This window comes from Pseudidiomarina indica, from assembly GCF_900104245.1.
In the GTDB taxonomy this organism is placed as follows: Bacteria; Pseudomonadota; Gammaproteobacteria; order Enterobacterales; family Alteromonadaceae; genus Pseudidiomarina; species Pseudidiomarina indica.
This window is the reverse complement of sequence record NZ_FMXN01000008.1, coordinates 76,399-92,952: the sequence shown is the minus strand read 5'-3', so window position 1 is coordinate 92,952 and position 16,554 is coordinate 76,399. Positions and strand designations below refer to the sequence as shown.

Below are 16,554 nucleotides of genomic sequence, written 5' to 3'. Positions count from 1 at the left end.
TTTCGGCTACTTTATTAACCCATGATACTTCTCATTGTATTTGCGATTACTGCAATTGCAGTTTCATTCATTTGCTCGATTTTAGAAGCAGCTCTACTTTCCATTACGCCTAGCTATATTGCCCAGCTAAAAGAACAGCGGCCTAAGCTTCATGCGCGTTTGCAGCAATTGAAAACCAATATTGACCGGCCATTGGCTGCCATATTGACGCTGAATACAGTTGCCCACACTGCTGGTGCAGCAGGAGTCGGTGCTCAAGTTGGGGTGGTTTTTGGCGATGGCTACTTGGCCCTCGCTTCGGCAGTCATGACCGTGTTAATCCTCGTATTCTCTGAAATTTTACCCAAAACCATTGGAGCAAAATTCTGGCGTGAGTTGGCTCCGATTCTGCCGGCCACCTTAAACGTCATGATCAACATCCTGCGGCCATTTGTTTGGTTATCGGATCAAATCACCAAGCGCATTGGTGGAGCTGAATACGTGGATGTGCGTTCAGAAATTAAGGCACTTGCAACGCTCGGGCACGAACAGCAAATTATCGATCCAGAAGAACGCCGTGTGATTGGCAACGTGTTAGATTTGCATAACGTGCGCGTACGCGACGTGATGACCCCTCGCACCGTCTGTGAATCGGTTCGCCCAGAAGAGACGGTCGATGAGTTTTTACAGCGTGCCAAGCAGCTGCCTTATTCACGATTCCCAATCATTGACGCCGATGAAGTTCCACACGGGATTGTGTTGCGCAATGAGCTGTGGGAAGCCGACAAGTCCAGCACTATTTTGGAGCTCGCGCGCGAGACCGAAGTGGTCTCAGAAACAGTCAATATCGAGCAAGTGTTGCGGTTGTTCTTAGAAAAACGTCAGCACATGGCCTTGGTGTTTGACGAGCATGGCACCTGGATGGGTGTGATCACGCTGGAAGACATTATTGAAACCATTTTGGGGCAACCCATCATGGACGAAACAGATACCATTCCAAGCCTACGTCGCTACGCTCAACAGCGTTGGGACAAACGCCTCAACCAAGCTGCTACTGCTGAAGCCCAAGCTGCGCAGGAAAAAAAGTAGCAGAAAACCCCTAAAACTCGTATAATGTGCCGCTATTTTCATCAATGGCGGCACATTCCGCCATTCCCTCGTGTTTGTTACAGGCTTTATTAATGACTATCCAAGCGACTGAACTTTCCAAGCTGCGCAATATTGCGATCATTGCGCACGTAGACCATGGCAAAACCACTCTCGTAGATTCCCTGTTAAAGAACTCAGGAACCCTCGAAAGCCGAGTAGGCCTTGAAGACCGTGTCATGGACTCAGATGAACTTGAGAAAGAACGTGGTATCACTATCTTGGCAAAAAACACTGCCGTTAATTACAAAGATTACCGCATCAATATTCTAGACACCCCAGGGCACGCTGACTTTGGTGGTGAAGTTGAGCGCGTTCTTTCCATGGCAGACTCAGTGTTACTCGTGGTTGACGCAGTGGATGGCCCGATGCCGCAAACTCGTTTCGTCACCCAAAAAGCGTTTGCCCATGGCTTAAAACCCATTGTTGTGGTGAATAAAATTGACCGTCCTGGCGCCCGTCCAGATTGGGTGATCGACCAAGTGTTTGACTTGTTCGACAATCTTGGCGCCACCGATGAGCAACTTGATTTCCCAATTGTCTATGCATCCGCACTGAACGGCTGGGCCACCTACGACTACAATGAAGTCACCGATAACCTTGATGCGCTGTTTGAGACCATTATCGACAAGGTATCGTCTCCTGATGCCGACCGCGATGGTCCATTACAGATGCAAATTTCTCAGCTGGACTACTCCAGCTATGTAGGAATTATCGGCATCGGCCGTATCAAACGTGGCTCGGTTAAATTGAACCAAGCGGTCACTGTGGTTGGCGTCGATGGCCAACAACGCAACGGCAAAGTGGGTCAAATCTATGGCTATTTAGGCTTGGAACGGATCGAAACTGAAACTGCCAGTGCCGGGGATATTATTGCTATTACTGGATTGGGTGAGCTAAAAATTTCGGACACAGTGTGTGCCGCCGGTGCGGTGGAAGCATTACCACCGTTATCCGTTGACGAGCCAACAGTGACCATGACCTTCCAAGTAAACACCTCTCCGTTTGCCGGAAAAGAAGGGAAATTTGTCACCTCACGCCAAATCCTTGAGCGCTTACAGCAAGAGCTGAAGCATAACGTTGCGTTACGGGTTGAAGAAACAGGTCACCCGGATCGCTTCCGCGTCTCCGGTCGCGGCGAACTACACTTAGGCGTACTGATTGAAAACATGCGTCGTGAAGGGTTCGAGTTAGCGGTATCACGTCCAGAAGTAATTCTGCGTGAAGTGGATGGCGTTAAAGAGGAACCGTACGAAAACCTCACCATCGATATCGAAGAGCAACACCAAGGCCCCATTATGGAAAAACTGGGGTTACGGAAAGCTGAAATGTCGAACATGACCCCCGACGGTAAAGGCCGAGTGCGCATTGATTTTGTTATTCCAAGCCGCGGCTTAATTGGTTTCCAAACTGAGTTCATGACCTTATCCTCAGGCACAGGCTTGATGTACCACAGCTTTGACCACTACGGCCCGTACAAAGGCGGTAACATTGGTCAGCGCAATAACGGCGTACTCATTTCCAATGCTCAAGGTAAGGCGTTAGCTTACGCACTCTTCAACTTGCAAGAGCGTGGCCGCCTCATGATTGGTCATGCGGATGAAGTATACGAAGGCATGGTCATTGGTATTCATAGCCGGTCGAATGACCTTACGGTGAACTGTTTGAAAGGGAAGCAGTTGACTAACATTCGTGCGGCAGGAAGTGACGAGGCCTTGTTGCTGACACCTCCTATTCGGATGTCATTGGAGCAAGCGCTTGAGTTTATCGATGATGATGAATTAGTTGAAATCACACCAAAATCGATTCGGATCCGTAAGCGTTTACTGACTGAGAACGAGCGGAAACGCGCCAGCCGTTCAAAAGACGAAGGCTAATGTAGTTCTTGGTGCTCACCCGTTGCGGAGAACTTCTGCTACGGGTGAGGCATCACATAATAAAAGATTGAAAAGAAGTGCAAAGCACTCCCAATCAGTACAAAAACATGCCAAATAGCGTGATGAAAACGCAGCGATTTCCAGACGTAAAAAATCACTCCAAAGGTGTAGGCTAAGCCGCCCGCCAACAATAACCAGAGTCCCCCGGCATCAACGTTAGCCAACATCGGTTTAATCACTGCAAGCGCCATCCACCCCAGCCCTAAATACAAGCTAATGGATAACCATCGTTTCCGTTCCCGCATGGCTAATTCCAAAATCACACCAAGCACTGCGATGCTCCACACCACAATGAGCAACGTCCACCCCCAGTCGCCGCGCAAATTGACCAGTGCAAAGGGAGTGTAGGTACCCGCAATCAATACATAGATAGCCGCATGGTCGAGTTGTTGGAAAAATGCTTTGATGCGGGGCCAGGGAAATGCGTGATAAAGAGTGGAAGCCAAGTACAACAAAATCAAACTTGAGCCATAAATAATCGCACTGGCAACATGGAATAAATCACCGTAGGACACCGCCCAAATAAGCATCATGACTAACGCCACCACCGATGCCACCGCGCCCAAACCATGAGTCAGGGCGTGGGCCACTTCCTCGGCCACCGTATAAGCTTTACTACTTCGAATTGTATTCATGGGTTCCTTTTCCGTTATTTATTATCACGTCGCTGCACCATGTATTCCTAAACTGTATTCATACACTTAGCATATCACTGTTCGATCACTCTAGGCTCAATCATTTTACATACATGCATGCATGTTTATATGATTTCGGTTATAATGCCGTCACTTGTAATAGGAGAAGTGTGCTGTGGCTCGTCGTACCAAAGAAGATGCATTAACGACACGTTCAGATTTACTGGACGCTGCGGAGCGTTTATTTAGTGAGAAAGGAGTTTCCAGAACATCCATGAATCAAGTAGCCGAGGCAGCGGGGGTCACTCGCGGGGCTATTTATCATCATTTTGAAAATAAACTCGCCCTCATTGAAGCACTCATGGAGCGGGTCCGCTTGCCCGTGGATGATATGTTGGAAGAGTTGGAAAAAACTCATAATGACAACCCGCTGGCCATGCTCCGAGCACGGTGTTTGAACATTATTGAGCAGGTCCAGCAAGATCCACACACGCAAGCATTAATCACCATTCTCTTGCATAAATGTGAATACGTTGATGATGCCTTACCCATTCATCAGCGCCACCTTGATGGGCGCAATGCCTGTGTTGCAGAATCAGGTTGGTTGGTTGAAAGAGCGAAAGAGCAAGGCTTAATTGACGCCTCGTTAAACTCACAAGGCGTTATTTTGGGGTTATTTAGCTTAGTAGATGGGCTTATGTATAACTGGCTGCTTGACCCAAGCTGTTTCAACTTAGGCCAAACAGCCAAGCAAGCCATCGATACCTATTTTAATGGGCTCATGAAGCAAAGTGCATAAGCCGTTCTCCAATTAACGCATGGCATCAATAAATGCGTTAGATGCTTCGATTGCCGCTTCCATCTCACGAATTAGCACTTCCACATCAGCACGGAGCACGCGATATTCACCCCGAATTGCGTCAATCGCTTTCGCATTCAAGTTATGCTTCAAATACAGCACATTATCGTGCAATTTTTCGAGCACGGGTTCCATGGTTCCAGCTGCACGTTCCATGCTTTGCAGTAAACTTTTGTAGTGACGCTCAGTTTCTCGTAGTGAGCGCTCGCTCTCACTGCGCATGCTGGCATTGCTGTATAAGCCAAGTTCATCTTGCCACTCATCAAATAATGCTTGAGCCACGTTATCGACGGCTTTAATGCGCGAGTTCACCCGCTCGGCGGCCGCTTTACTCCGCTCATAATCATCATTGAGCGCTTGGTAGCGTTTTTCGAGGTCACCGCCATCAAACTTCAGCAATTCATCCAGCCGCTGTAGCGCAGATTTAAATTCCTCTTGGGCATCGCTTTGAGCATCGCGAGCGTCATCCACCCGATCCACTAAAATATCGCGTTTATGAATCCCAAACTTTTCCATGGTGCCGTAATAAGCACTTTGGCATCCAACCAGCGATACCGCCACCATCACAACCATGATTACTTGACTCAACACGCGCATAACAGCTCCTTGTGTCCTCGAGAGAATAGTCAGTATAGCCTACTATGAAGAATCCCACTTGACCATTGGCGATTGACAAAGAACAAGGTATGTTAGGGGCACCATGATCGATTTAAGAGTAGGCAATGTCTCAGTCTAATTCAGCGCGCAATGCATTAACCTTCTTGCAGCAGCGAGGGCGAATCGCTTGGCGCTTTTTGGTGTATTTCGTCAAACGCTGCTTGGATGATCGCGTCACCATCGTCGCGGGGCATCTGACATTCGTCAGCATGCTGGCATTGGTGCCGCTGATGGTGGTTATGTTTTCCATTTTTTCTGCTTTTCCCATGTTCGAGCAGCTGAAAGAGGAGCTGGAGCGGCTGCTCTTCGCCAATCTCATGCCAGCATCGGGCGAAGTTATCAGCAGTTATCTCAATCAGTTTATGACCAACGTGTCCAAAATGACAACCATCGGGGTAGTCTTTGTCATTGTGGTCGCCGTTAATCTGATTAGCACGGTGGATGCCACCATGAATCGTATCTGGCGGAATCATAACAAGCGGCGCTTAGTCGTCGCGCTATCGGTTTACTGGATGATTCTAACCCTTGGCCCCATTTTGATGGGCTCGGGTATGGCAGTGACTTCTTATCTGATTTCTTTGACGGCCGTTGCAGAAGTCTATGTGTCCGGGGTTCGCACCACCTTATTAAGCTTTGTACCACTGGCAACCTCATTAGTTGCCTTTATGCTCTTGTACATTGTCATGCCAAACCGTATAGTGCGCGCCCGACACGCTTTTTGGGGTGCGTTATTAGCAGCCATTCTGTTTGAATTGAGTAAGAGTATCTTCGCTGCCTATATTACTGCCTTCCCCAGCTATCAAGCCATCTATGGTGCTTTAGCTGCCATTCCAATTCTCTTGGTCTGGATTTTCGTGTCATGGAACATTGTGCTATTGGGTGCCGAACTTACGGCGAGTATTGAGGAGTTTTTCCAACCACCCTCGAACGATAACTCAAGAATACTGGAAGGAAACGAATGAAAGCATTAGTGCAACGGGTAACGGAAGCATCAGTCACCGTTGCCGGTGACATCATCGGTGAAATCAAACAAGGCATGTTGGTGTTGTTAGGCGTTGAATTCGCCGATACCTCTGAACAGGCTGTTACCTTAGCCAATAAAGTGGCGAAGTTTCGCATGTTTAGCGATGCGAACGATAAAATGAACCTGTGCGTGAGCGATATCGCCGGGCAAATTTTAGTGGTGCCACAATTTACCTTAGCGGCCGACACCCAATCAGGTCGCCGCCCGAGTTTTTCCACCGCTGCACCGCCCTCACAGGCGAACGCGCTCTACTTGGCTTTTGTTGCCCACTTGGAGCAATTGGGAATTCCGGTGGCCACCGGTGAATTTGGCGCCGATATGCAGGTCGCCTTGATCAACGATGGACCGGTGACCTTTATGCTGCAAACGAATCATTCGGAAGGATAATCGCCATGTCTCGTGTGATCACTCCGACCACCCCTGAGCAACTAGAAGCCTACTACGATCTGCGTTGGCGGGTGCTGCGCCAGCCATTCCAGCGGCCACGCGGCTCCGAGCAAGACGAGTATGATCAGGTAGGGTACCATCGCATGGTGGTCAATGCAGCGGGTGCTGTTATCGCCATTGGACGCCTGCATTTTAATACCCCCGAAGAAGCGCAAATTCGCTTTATGGCCTCAGCGCCAGAGCATCGAGGCGAAGGGCACGGGGTATCCATTGTGCATGCCCTCGAAACACTTGCTCGTGCCGAGGGTGCCAAGCATATTGTCATTAATTGCCGCGATAATACCTTAGGTTTTTATCTTAAATGTGGGTACGACATCATGGAAGAAGCGGATACCGTACAAAACCCACAAGCGGAACATCACTTGCGGAAAGTGTTGACTCCCCATAACCGCATTATTTATCGTCCGGATTGGTGCCTCGAACTACAACAGACGTGGCACACTGAAATTCCCATTTCAAAAAGCATGGGGATTACCATTGAGCAATATACTGGGCGGGAGTTTGAAACGTCCGCAAGTTTGGCACGCAACATTAACGTGCATGGCACCATGTTTGCTGGCAGCATTTATTCGCTCGCCACCTTGACGTGCTGGGGGCTATTGCATTTACAATTGCGGGAACGACAGCTACAAGGTGATGTGGTGCTCGCAGACGGCCAAATTCAGTACCATAAACCTGTTAGCCAAGAACCTCGTGCTATTTCCCGACTCTCTTCAATGAACGGTGATCTTTCAACGCTCACCCTCGGAAAAAATGCACGCGTACTATTGAAGTCTCAAGTATTGGACCATGACACCCCGGTGGCAGAATTTACCGGACAATTCGTCGTATTGGCCAAGAATAGAAAATCAGAAGGACGTTAACATGAGTGATAATTTATCTGCCCAGCAGTTGTTACGTATTCGGAGCAAATTAGAAACTGTTGTCAATGAACAGCCCAATACTCGCCAAGCAGAAAGCGCGGCCGCTGCGTTACAGCGGATGCGTGAAGGCGAATACGGCTATTGCGTTGAATGTGGTGATGAGATTTCGGCAGCTCGCTTAGCCGCAAAACCAGATGTCGCACTTTGTGTGGATTGCGAAGCCCTGCAAGATGAAGAGGACGCTTAAGCGTCCTCTAACAGCGCTCCCTCTCGCACTAAGTCACTCAGCTTTCCTTGCTCAATCAAGCCAGCAATGGCTTCAATATCTGGCGCAAAATAGCGATCCTGATCGTAAAACGGGACCAATGACCGCACCCGCTCGTGCGCCATTTCAACGGCTTCAGAAGACCGTAACGGACGTCTGAAATCCACCCCTTGCGCGGCTTCCAACAACTCGATGGCAACAATATCACGGATATTTTTGGCAATATCGGTCAGTCGACGTGCGGCAAAGGTTGCCATGGACACATGATCTTCCTGGTTGGCTGAGGTTGGCATGCTATCAACCGAGGCGGGATGTGCCAGCGTTTTGTTCTCTGATGCCAACGCTGCTGCCGTTACCTGCGCCAGCATAAAGCCTGAGTTCACGCCGCCATCATTCACCAAGAATGGAGGCAAGTTGCTCAAGTGATGGTCAATCAATAACGCACTCCGACGTTCCGACAAAGCACCAATTTCACTGGCGGCAATGGCAAGAATATCCGCTGCCATCGCCACTGGCTCAGCGTGGAAGTTCCCGCCTGAAATAATATCGCCGTTATCGCTAAAGACTAACGGGTTGTCCGTGACCCCATTGGCTTCACGTACCAGAATGGCACTGGCGTGCTGCATTTGATCAAACACCGCTCCCATGACTTGCGGCTGACACCGCAGCGAGTAAGGGTCCTGAACTTTTTCACAATTTTCATGCGCAACGCCGATTTCCGACTGCTCGCCAAGCAATTGACGGAAGCTCTCAGCCACAGCAATTTGACCTGGCTGACCACGCACTGCATGAATCCGTGCATCAAATGGTGCCCGTGAGCCCATCGCAGCTTCCACCGCCATAGCGCCAGTGACCAAGGCCGCGTGGAATACCCGTTCAATCTGGAATAAGCCATGGAGTGCCAAGGCAGTCGATGCTTGGGTGCCATTTAATAACGCCAGCCCTTCTTTCGGAGCAAGGGTTCCAATCGGTTTTAAACCAACTTTAGCAAGCCCTTCCACCGCTGGATAAATGGCTCCTTGAATCCGGACCGTGCCTTCCCCAAGCAACGGTAGGACCAAATGTGCCAACGGCGCTAAGTCACCTGAGGCACCGACTGAGCCTTTGCTCGGAACACAGGGATAAACCTCATGGTTTAGCAACTCCACCAATGCTTGAATCACTTCCGGCCGCACCCCTGAATAACCACGGCTGAGCGAGTTGATTTTTAATAACAGCATGAGCCGAACCACGGTATCTGGCATCAATTCTTGGGTGCCAGCAGCGTGGGATAGCACAATGCGACGTTGTAGATCATTCAGTTTTTCAGGTGGAATGCGGGTATTCGCCAACAAGCCAAAGCCCGTATTTATGCCATACACGACCTTGCCTGCAGCCAACACATCATGCACGGTTTGGAAGGAACGTTGAATTGCCTCATGTGCCTCCGCATGCAGACTAAGTTGGTGTGGTGCTTGCCACCACTCACGTAATTGAGCCAGCTTCAACGCACCGGGCTGTAAGGTAAAGAGTTGTTTCATGAGCGCTTCTCCAACATCGGTAAATCGAGCCCTTGTTCACGGGCGCATTGTTGTGCAATTTCATAGCCCGCATCAGCGTGACGCATCACACCAGTCGCAGGGTCATTCCACAGCACACGGCCTAATCGCTGCGCCGCGGCCTCGCTGCCATCGGCCACGATCACCACGCCGGCATGTTGCGAATACCCCATGCCCACGCCGCCCCCGTGGTGCAAGCTGACCCAGGTTGCCCCGCTGGCAGTGTTTAACAGCGCATTCAACAATGGCCAGTCGGATACGGCATCTGAGCCATCCAGCATGCTTTCAGTTTCGCGGTTAGGGCTTGCTACCGAACCGGAATCCAAATGGTCACGGCCAATCACAATTGGAGCTGAAAGCTCCCCGTTACGCACCATTTCGTTAAACGCTAGGGCAATTCGTGCCCGATCCTTTAAACCAATCCAGCAAATCCGTGCGGGTAACCCTTGGAAGCTAATTCGCTCACGGGCCATATCGAGCCAGTTATGCAAATGCGGATTATCTGGGATCAATTCTTTGACTTTGGCGTCTGTTTTATAAATATCTTCGGGATCCCCTGATAAAGCGACCCAACGGAAGGGGCCGATTCCTTCACAGAATAAGGGACGAATATAGGCCGGCACAAACCCCGGGAAATCAAACGCATTATCAACGCCCACATCTTTCGCCATTTGGCGGATGTTATTGCCGTAGTCTAAGGTGGCTGCGCCGCGCTCTTGCAACATCAACATGGCACGCACTTGCACGGCCATGGATTGTTTCGCCGCCTGGACGGTGCCTTCTGGATCACTTTGCTGCCGCTCTTGATACTGGCCCAACGTCCAGCCTTGCGGGAGGTAACCGTGTAATGGGTCATGGGCTGAGGTTTGGTCAGTGACCACGTCGGGCGTAATATTTCGTTCCACTAACTCATTGAAAACATCCGCTGCGTTGCCTAATAGGCCAACTGAAATAGCACGGCCTTCGGCATTTGCTTGATTGATCAATTGCAATGCCTCATCCAACGAAGTGGCTTTGTGATCTAAATAACGTGTACGTAAGCGGAAATCGATCCGCGTTTCGTCCACTTCCACTGCCAACATGGAGTAACCCGCCATGGTCGCTGCCAGCGGCTGAGCTCCACCCATACCACCTAAGCCACCGGTCAAAATCCAACGGCCTTTGGTGTCCCCTTGGAAATGCTGACGCGCCACCGAAACGAAGGTTTCGTAGGTGCCCTGTACGATGCCTTGCGAGCCAATATAAATCCATGAGCCCGCGGTCATTTGGCCGTACATCATCAACCCTTTTTGGTCCAGCTCATTAAAGTGTTCCCACGTGGCCCACTCTGGAACTAGGTTTGAGTTAGCAATGAGTACTCGGGGTGCATCTTCGTGCGTGGTGAACACGCCGACTGGCTTCCCTGACTGGACCAGCAATGTTTCGTTGGGCTTGAGTCGGTCCAATACTGCCACGATTTTGTCATAAGCTTCCCAACTGCGGGCGGCACGACCAATGCCACCGTACACTACCAAGGCATGGGGGTGTTCCGCCACTTCGGCGTCAAGGTTGTTCATCAGCATCCGTTTGGCTGCTTCAATCTGCCAGTTCGCTGTGGTTAAGCGTGAGCCGCGGCTGGCACGAATGGTGCGGCTGGTATCAAGTCGAGTAAATTTCATCGTGATAATCCTTTTATCTACATCACAGATTACGGCTTAAAGGTTAAATGACCACCCAGCACAAAGCGTGAGCCTGGGTGAGTTAATACAGCATAGGTCACCACGCCCGCATCGCTCCAAGTTCGTCGAATGATCCGTAAACAGGGTTCTGGTTTCGCCAGCTCAAGCCACTCGCAAACAGCTAAACTGGGCGTAATGGCTTCAATCTGATGGCTGGCTTCCGTTAACGGAGCAACCGCACTGAGGTATTCATGGGGGGTCGTGAGACGAAAGTCTTGTTTGAGATAATCGGGGGCAACTGCTGGGTTCACGTAGCGTTCTTCCACTTGCACCGGCACGCCATTCTCAGTGTGTGTAATCACCGAGAAAAACGCCGGGGCATCCACCGCCAATTCAAGTTGTTCCGCCACGGGAACTGAGGCCGGAACTTGCCGAAGCATGTGTACATGGGCCGCATAATCATGTTGTCGCGCACGAATTTCATCGGCGATATTTCGAATCGCCATAAATGAGGTTTGTGATTTTAAAGGCGCCACATAAGTTCCAGACCCTTTGGCGCGAACCACTAACCCTTCATCCGCTAATTCCTGCAAGGCTCGGCGCGCAGTCATGCGGCTCACCTTAAATTGTTGTGCCAAGGCATTTTCGGAGCTGACCGGATGATTTTCAGGCCACTCTCCCGAAGCAATTTTGCGATAAATATATTGTTTTATTTTGGCGAATTTCACGAATGTGTCACCCACAACCTAGAATGAGTAATACTGAATGAAACCATTCAGACTGGATGAAGTCTGTGCTAAAGTGTAGGCATCTTTAATTGTATATACAAGTGACAATGGGGATTTTTCATGGCAGCAACCTTGCAGCGTATCTCGAACGTTCACCTCGCCACTATGGTGGGTGAAGGCTACGGTCTCATCCAAGATGGGGTGATTATTTTTGATCAGCAGCAAATTCATTACGCCGGACCACGGGAGAGTGCACCATCGGTAACGGTCAACGACATTGACGGCCGCGGTGGCTTCATCACGCCTGGGTTGATTGATTGCCATACCCATTTAGTCTGGGCGGGTTCTCGAGCCGATGAGTTTGCCCAACGCCTACACGGCGTTAGCTATGCAGAAATTGCCGCGAATGGTGGGGGAATTGCCGCCACAGTGCGAGCCACCCGAGCAGCCACTGAAGCAGAGTTAGTGAAGGTTGCGACACCACGATTACAAGCGTTGATGGCTGAAGGGGTGACCACCATCGAAATAAAGTCTGGGTATGGACTAAGTCTTGACGATGAACGTAAGCAGCTTCGTGCGGCGCGCCAGTTAGCAGAACAACATCCTGTTTCAGTGGCCACTACCCTGTTAGCGGCACACGCGGTGCCTCCTGAGTTTCGTGATGATGCCGATGCCTACATTGACCTCGTTACTAACACCATCATCCCAACACTAGCAGGCGAAGGGTTAGCCGATGCAGTGGATGCATTTTGTGAAACGGTCGGATTTACCCCAGCCCAAACCGAGCAAGTGTTTCAAGCTGCCCAAGCGGTTGGACTACCGGTAAAACTGCATGCTGAACAACTCAGTAACCAACACGGCAGCCAGCTGGCAGCGCGTTATCAAGCACTTTCGTGTGACCATCTCGAGCATTTAGATGAAGCCGGAGTGAAAGCCATGGCGGCCGCCGGTACAGTTGCAGTATTACTGCCCGGCGCCTATTACTTTTTACGCGATACACACCTGCCACCCGTTGCGTTATTACGTGAGCATGGTGTGCCCATTGCCTTAGCAACGGACGCCAATCCGGGCACCTCGCCTATTTTTAGCCTGCAGTTAATGCTCCAAATGGGAGCAACCTTATTCCGTCTCACTCCTGAAGAATGCTTACGCGGAGTAACTGTCAATGCAGCTCAAGCATTAGGCTATCAGGATCGTGGGCAACTCAAGGCGGGCTTGCGGGCCGATTTATGTTGGTGGGATGTGGATGATCTCGCAACGCTTACGTACCAGTTCGGCATTAACCCACTGGTTGCCTGTTGGCATCAAGGTTCGCGGCGCTGAAACCCGTGCAAGTAAGCGAGCACTAACTCGCTTAACAACTGTGCACACGCCATATCGCCGGCTTCACGGCCGGCTGGGTGCAAGCTGGGAGCTGCTTCCGCTAAATGCAGATACCGCGTATACGGAAGTTGTGCCAAGAGTTCGACAAAACGATAAGCATGGGCGATGCTCAAGCCATTAAAGTTAATCGCACTGGCCGGCACCCCATGCAACGCATCAACGTCTACTTCAATGCCAACAGGAACTTGCCAGGTTTCTACTTGGTTGGTCAGCGCCAGCAATTCACTGCGCCAGTCTTCAAGGTAGAGATCATGAATGCTGCGATAACTAAACTCTGCTTGATTCAGTTGCTTCAGGATTTCCGCATTATTTTTACCTTCATGCAGCCCGAGCACGTGATAATGAGTGAGCGCGCCTTCCATATAAGCGTAGCTAAAGCCATTGCCGCTGTGGCGACCTTCCCGGGCGCGAAAGTCCGCATGGGGGTCTAAATTAACTGCACCCACCCCTTGGCCTGTTGCGGTATGCAGCGAATGAATCAGTGGGTAAGCATTGTTATGGCCGCCACCAATCAAAATCACGTCAAAGCCCGTTTCGAATAATGGCGTAAGGACCGTCTGCACACGCTGGTCCAGGCGCTCCACCAGCTCTCGCAAACGTGCTAATTCACCTGGATCGGTAGGACGCAGGGCATCCCCTTGTTGCTGCAAATCCTCACAATCAACTTGCCCCACCAGCAACAACTCGTGGGCCGCAATCATTGGATTATCTTGCAGGGAAAGGATGCCTTGAAGAGCCGCAGCAAAAGCATGCTCAGCCCCACCTCGGCCTAAGTTTGCGCGTGGGCCCAGTGACTCAGGCACCCCCACGATGGCAATCCGCTGACCGGCATCCCACGCTTGTTGCAAGCTCTCATAGAAAGCTGCAGCCGAGGACACCTGCGGCAAGCAATGAAGGGTTTGGCCTAAACGGTTTTCACCCGGGCGTGGTGTAAACCAAGCCGTTGCATCAATGGGAGTTAACCAGCTCATGAATTATTCGATATCAAGTGGTTCAGGAGAGATAATGATCCCGGTGCTGTCTGCGTACAGATGATCTTCTGGCAAGAAAGTTACGCCACCGAAATTCACCGCCACATCCACTTCACCAACACCGTCACTGGCTGCACCGACAGGAATTGCGGCAATCGCCATAATTCCCATATCCAGTTCTTCTAACGCATCCACGTCGCGTACGGAACCGTAACAGATAATGCCTTCCCAGTCGTTATCAAACGCCATGTCAGCAATCGCAATATCGATTAATGCGCGGCGCATGGAGCCACCGCCATCCACTAACAAGACTTTACCGGTACCTGATTGTTGAACAATTTCTTCAATCAGCCCTTTGTCTTCGTAGCATTTGACGACAACCAGTTGACCACCAAAGGATAAACGCCCGCCATAGTGGATGAACATGGGTTCAACCACATCGACAAGGTCTGGGTAGAGATCACAAAGTTCTGATGTGTTGTATTCCATTGTTTTTTCCCCTGAGATAATGGCTTAGCGCATACTAACTAAGCCACAGTATAGCCGCTTCTACGTCACTGCAAAAGCGGCCTCGGGGTGGATTACAAAATAAAGCGACTTAAATCTTCATCTTGCGCTAATTCGCCAAGTGTTTTCGTCACATAGTCGGCATTGATTTCAATTTGCTGACCCGCGAGATCACTGGCTTTGAACGAAATTTCTTCCATCAGCCGCTCAAGCACCGTGTGCAATCGACGCGCACCAATGTTTTCTGTCGTTTCATTGACTTGGAACGCCATTTCAGCAATTTTTTCAATCCCGTCTGGGGTAAAGTCGATGGTCACGCCTTCCGTTGCCATCAACGCCTTGTATTGGGCCGTCAATGACGCATTCGGCTCGGTCAAAATTCGGACAAAATCTGCACTCGTCAGTGCTTGTAGCTCCACCCGAATCGGCAACCGACCCTGTAATTCAGGAATTAAGTCAGACGGCTTCGACATCTGGAAAGCACCAGAGGCGATAAACAAAATATGGTCGGTTTTCACCATGCCATGTTTGGTCGAAACAGTCGTGCCTTCAACCAGTGGCAGTAGGTCGCGTTGAACCCCTTCACGAGACACGTCCGGCCCCGACACATCGCCACGCTTACAGATTTTGTCAATTTCATCCAGGAACACAATCCCATTCTGTTCCACCGCCTGTAACGCTTGCTCTTTGATGTCTTCAGGATTCAGCATCTTCGCCGCTTCTTCTTCGACGAGTTGCTTCATGGCGTCCTTGATTTTCATCTTTTTCGGCTTGCTGCGACCGCCACCAATATTTTGGAACATGCTTTGCAGCTGAGACGTCATTTCTTCCATGCCTGGTGGCGCCATAATCTCAACACCTAACTGCGGTGCGCTGACTTCAATTTCAATCTCTTTTTCATCAAGCTGACCTTCGCGCAGCTTTTTCCGGAATACCTGACGGGTATTCGACTGATCGCGAGGCTCTTCTTGCTCATCCGCCCAACCTGTCTTTTTCGGAGGCGGTAACAGGGCATCCAACACCCGCTCTTCAGCCGCTTCTTCAGCACGATAACGTACTTTCTGCATCATTTGCTCACGGGTTTGCTTCACTGCAGCATCGGTCAGGTCACGAATAATCGATTCAACCTCTTTTCCGACATAACCCACTTCGGTGAATTTTGTTGCTTCCACTTTAATGAATGGAGCATTCGCCAACTTCGCTAAGCGGCGCGCAATTTCAGTTTTACCAACACCGGTAGGACCGATCATCAGAATATTTTTAGGCGTGACTTCATGGCGCAACTCTTCATCCAGTTGCATGCGACGCCAGCGGTTCCGTAATGCCACAGCGACGGCTTTTTTCGCCGATTCTTGCCCGATAATGTGGCGATTCAGTTCGTCAACAATTTCACGAGGGGTCATATTAGACATGGGCAACCGACTCCTGTTCTTCAATGGTTTGATAGCTGTTGGTATAAACACAGATATCACCCGCAATGGTTAATGCTTTTTCGACAATTTCACGAGCACTTAAATCCGTGTTTTCCAACAACGCAGTCGCCGCTGCTTGGGCATATGCGCCACCGGAACCGATCGCAATTAAATCATTCTCTGGCTCAATGACATCGCCATTTCCGCTAATTAATAACGAATAGTGTTTGTCAGCAACCACTAACATGGCTTCCAGACGCCGCAGTGCGCGATCTGTTCGCCAATCTTTGGCTAATTCCACGGCTGCCCGCATGAGGTTGCCTTGATGCGCTTCGAGCTTTTTGTCTAACCGCTCGAATAGCGTAAAAGCGTCTGCGGTGCCACCTGCAAAGCCTGCCAAGACTTGATTGTTGTACAAGCGGCGAACTTTGCGAGCGTTGCCTTTCATTATGGTATTGCCAAGTGAAACTTGGCCATCGCCACCAATGACAACTTTGTCACCGCGACGGACAGATACGATAGTAGTCACAAATACATCCTCTTGG

General features: G+C 50.3%; 17 protein-coding genes. 8 read left to right on the top strand and 9 right to left on the bottom strand.

Going from position 1 to position 16,554, the window contains the following annotated elements:
* The first annotated feature begins 21 nt into the window (after nucleotides 1–21).
* Together BLP64_RS07820 and typA are read left to right on the top strand one after the other, a co-directional pair.
* Nucleotides 22–1,068, top strand: a complete 1,047-nt coding sequence (locus BLP64_RS07820; RefSeq protein WP_092593406.1) for a CNNM domain-containing protein — start codon at nucleotides 22–24, stop codon at nucleotides 1,066–1,068.
* Between the two features lie 92 nt (nucleotides 1,069–1,160).
* Entirely contained in the window at nucleotides 1,161–3,002 is a 1,842-nt protein-coding gene (gene typA, locus BLP64_RS07815) for a translational GTPase TypA (protein WP_092593460.1), read from the top strand.
* A 38-nt stretch (nucleotides 3,003–3,040) separates the two neighbouring features.
* On the opposite strand, the gene trhA is transcribed toward typA, so the two are convergent.
* Nucleotides 3,041–3,697: a PAQR family membrane homeostasis protein TrhA gene (trhA, locus tag BLP64_RS07810; protein WP_092593404.1), complete on the bottom strand. Its 657-nt coding sequence runs from the start codon at nucleotides 3,695–3,697 to the stop codon at nucleotides 3,041–3,043.
* Between the two features lie 175 nt (nucleotides 3,698–3,872).
* On the opposite strand from trhA, the gene BLP64_RS07805 reads away from it, so the two are divergent.
* A complete protein-coding gene (locus BLP64_RS07805; protein ID WP_092593402.1) occupies nucleotides 3,873–4,496 on the top strand; it encodes a TetR family transcriptional regulator in 624 nt (207 codons plus the stop codon).
* Nucleotides 4,497–4,508: 12 nt separating this feature from the next.
* On the opposite strand, the gene BLP64_RS07800 is transcribed toward BLP64_RS07805, so the two are convergent.
* A complete protein-coding gene (locus tag BLP64_RS07800; protein ID WP_092593400.1) occupies nucleotides 4,509–5,153 on the bottom strand; it encodes a DUF2959 domain-containing protein in 645 nt (214 codons plus the stop codon).
* Between the two features lie 125 nt (nucleotides 5,154–5,278).
* Between BLP64_RS07800 and BLP64_RS07795 the strand changes: the two genes are divergently transcribed.
* From BLP64_RS07795 to BLP64_RS07780, 4 genes are read left to right on the top strand one after another with little or no spacing between them, the layout of a single operon-like run.
* Complete coding sequence (locus BLP64_RS07795; protein WP_092593398.1) at nucleotides 5,279–6,175, top strand: virulence factor BrkB family protein; 897 nt, start codon at nucleotides 5,279–5,281, stop codon at nucleotides 6,173–6,175.
* Nucleotides 6,172–6,624 carry a D-aminoacyl-tRNA deacylase gene (dtd, locus tag BLP64_RS07790; RefSeq protein WP_092593396.1) on the top strand — a complete coding sequence of 151 codons (453 nt, stop codon included), beginning with the start codon at nucleotides 6,172–6,174 and terminating at the stop codon, nucleotides 6,622–6,624. Before BLP64_RS07795 ends, dtd begins: the two co-directional genes overlap by 4 nt.
* Nucleotides 6,625–6,629: 5 nt before the next feature.
* Nucleotides 6,630–7,547 (top strand): bifunctional GNAT family N-acetyltransferase/hotdog fold thioesterase, encoded by a 918-nt coding sequence (locus BLP64_RS07785; protein WP_092593394.1) that lies wholly within the window; start codon nucleotides 6,630–6,632, stop codon nucleotides 7,545–7,547.
* Nucleotide 7,548: 1 nt separating this feature from the next.
* On the top strand, nucleotides 7,549–7,794 hold the full coding sequence (locus BLP64_RS07780) for a TraR/DksA family transcriptional regulator (protein ID WP_199286053.1): 246 nt from the start codon (nucleotides 7,549–7,551) through the stop codon (nucleotides 7,792–7,794).
* Here the strand turns inward: BLP64_RS07780 and hutH are convergent.
* From hutH to hutC, 3 genes are read right to left on the bottom strand one after another with little or no spacing between them, the layout of a single operon-like run.
* Nucleotides 7,791–9,332, bottom strand: a complete 1,542-nt coding sequence (gene hutH / locus BLP64_RS07775) for a histidine ammonia-lyase (RefSeq protein ID WP_092593391.1) — start codon at nucleotides 9,330–9,332, stop codon at nucleotides 7,791–7,793. The genes BLP64_RS07780 and hutH overlap by 4 nt on opposite strands.
* A complete protein-coding gene (gene hutU, locus BLP64_RS07770) occupies nucleotides 9,329–11,008 on the bottom strand; it encodes a urocanate hydratase (RefSeq protein WP_092593390.1) in 1,680 nt (559 codons plus the stop codon). Before hutU ends, hutH begins: the two co-directional genes overlap by 4 nt.
* Nucleotides 11,009–11,037: 29 nt before the next feature.
* The gene (gene hutC / locus BLP64_RS07765; RefSeq protein WP_092593388.1) at nucleotides 11,038–11,736 is read right to left on the bottom strand and encodes a histidine utilization repressor; all 699 of its coding nucleotides are present in this window, start codon (nucleotides 11,734–11,736) and stop codon (nucleotides 11,038–11,040) included.
* A 132-nt stretch (nucleotides 11,737–11,868) separates the two neighbouring features.
* On the opposite strand from hutC, the gene hutI reads away from it, so the two are divergent.
* On the top strand, nucleotides 11,869–13,059 hold the full coding sequence (hutI, locus tag BLP64_RS07760; protein ID WP_092593458.1) for an imidazolonepropionase: 1,191 nt from the start codon (nucleotides 11,869–11,871) through the stop codon (nucleotides 13,057–13,059).
* Here the strand turns inward: hutI and BLP64_RS07755 are convergent.
* The 4 genes from BLP64_RS07755 to hslV form a co-directional block, all read right to left on the bottom strand.
* Nucleotides 13,041–14,090: a formimidoylglutamase gene (locus BLP64_RS07755; protein WP_092593386.1), complete on the bottom strand. Its 1,050-nt coding sequence runs from the start codon at nucleotides 14,088–14,090 to the stop codon at nucleotides 13,041–13,043. The genes hutI and BLP64_RS07755 overlap by 19 nt on opposite strands.
* A gap of 3 nt (nucleotides 14,091–14,093) precedes the next feature.
* Nucleotides 14,094–14,579: a ribonuclease E activity regulator RraA gene (rraA, locus tag BLP64_RS07750; protein ID WP_092593384.1), complete on the bottom strand. Its 486-nt coding sequence runs from the start codon at nucleotides 14,577–14,579 to the stop codon at nucleotides 14,094–14,096.
* Between the two features lie 92 nt (nucleotides 14,580–14,671).
* Nucleotides 14,672–16,009, bottom strand: coding sequence for an HslU--HslV peptidase ATPase subunit (gene hslU / locus BLP64_RS07745; RefSeq protein WP_092593382.1), 1,338 nt, complete (start codon nucleotides 16,007–16,009; stop codon nucleotides 14,672–14,674).
* Nucleotides 16,002–16,538, bottom strand: a complete 537-nt coding sequence (hslV, locus tag BLP64_RS07740) for an ATP-dependent protease subunit HslV (protein WP_092593380.1) — start codon at nucleotides 16,536–16,538, stop codon at nucleotides 16,002–16,004. The genes hslU and hslV overlap by 8 nt, the downstream gene beginning before the upstream one ends.
* Nucleotides 16,539–16,554 lie beyond the last annotated feature (16 nt).

Coding starts and splice junctions, on each gene's coding strand:
- BLP64_RS07820 (WP_092593406.1), top strand. CDS start 22: ATGATACTTCTCATTGTATTTGCGATTACTGCAATTGCAGTTTCATTC.
- typA (WP_092593460.1), top strand. CDS start 1,161: ATGACTATCCAAGCGACTGAACTTTCCAAGCTGCGCAATATTGCGATC.
- trhA (WP_092593404.1), bottom strand. CDS start 3,697: ATGAATACAATTCGAAGTAGTAAAGCTTATACGGTGGCCGAGGAAGTG.
- BLP64_RS07800 (WP_092593400.1), bottom strand. CDS start 5,153: ATGCGCGTGTTGAGTCAAGTAATCATGGTTGTGATGGTGGCGGTATCG.
- BLP64_RS07795 (WP_092593398.1), top strand. CDS start 5,279: ATGTCTCAGTCTAATTCAGCGCGCAATGCATTAACCTTCTTGCAGCAG.
- dtd (WP_092593396.1), top strand. CDS start 6,172: ATGAAAGCATTAGTGCAACGGGTAACGGAAGCATCAGTCACCGTTGCC.
- BLP64_RS07785 (WP_092593394.1), top strand. CDS start 6,630: ATGTCTCGTGTGATCACTCCGACCACCCCTGAGCAACTAGAAGCCTAC.
- BLP64_RS07780 (WP_199286053.1), top strand. CDS start 7,549: ATGAGTGATAATTTATCTGCCCAGCAGTTGTTACGTATTCGGAGCAAA.
- hutH (WP_092593391.1), bottom strand. CDS start 9,332: ATGAAACAACTCTTTACCTTACAGCCCGGTGCGTTGAAGCTGGCTCAA.
- hutU (WP_092593390.1), bottom strand. CDS start 11,008: ATGAAATTTACTCGACTTGATACCAGCCGCACCATTCGTGCCAGCCGC.
- BLP64_RS07755 (WP_092593386.1), bottom strand. CDS start 14,090: ATGAGCTGGTTAACTCCCATTGATGCAACGGCTTGGTTTACACCACGC.
- rraA (WP_092593384.1), bottom strand. CDS start 14,579: ATGGAATACAACACATCAGAACTTTGTGATCTCTACCCAGACCTTGTC.
- hslU (WP_092593382.1), bottom strand. CDS start 16,009: ATGTCTAATATGACCCCTCGTGAAATTGTTGACGAACTGAATCGCCAC.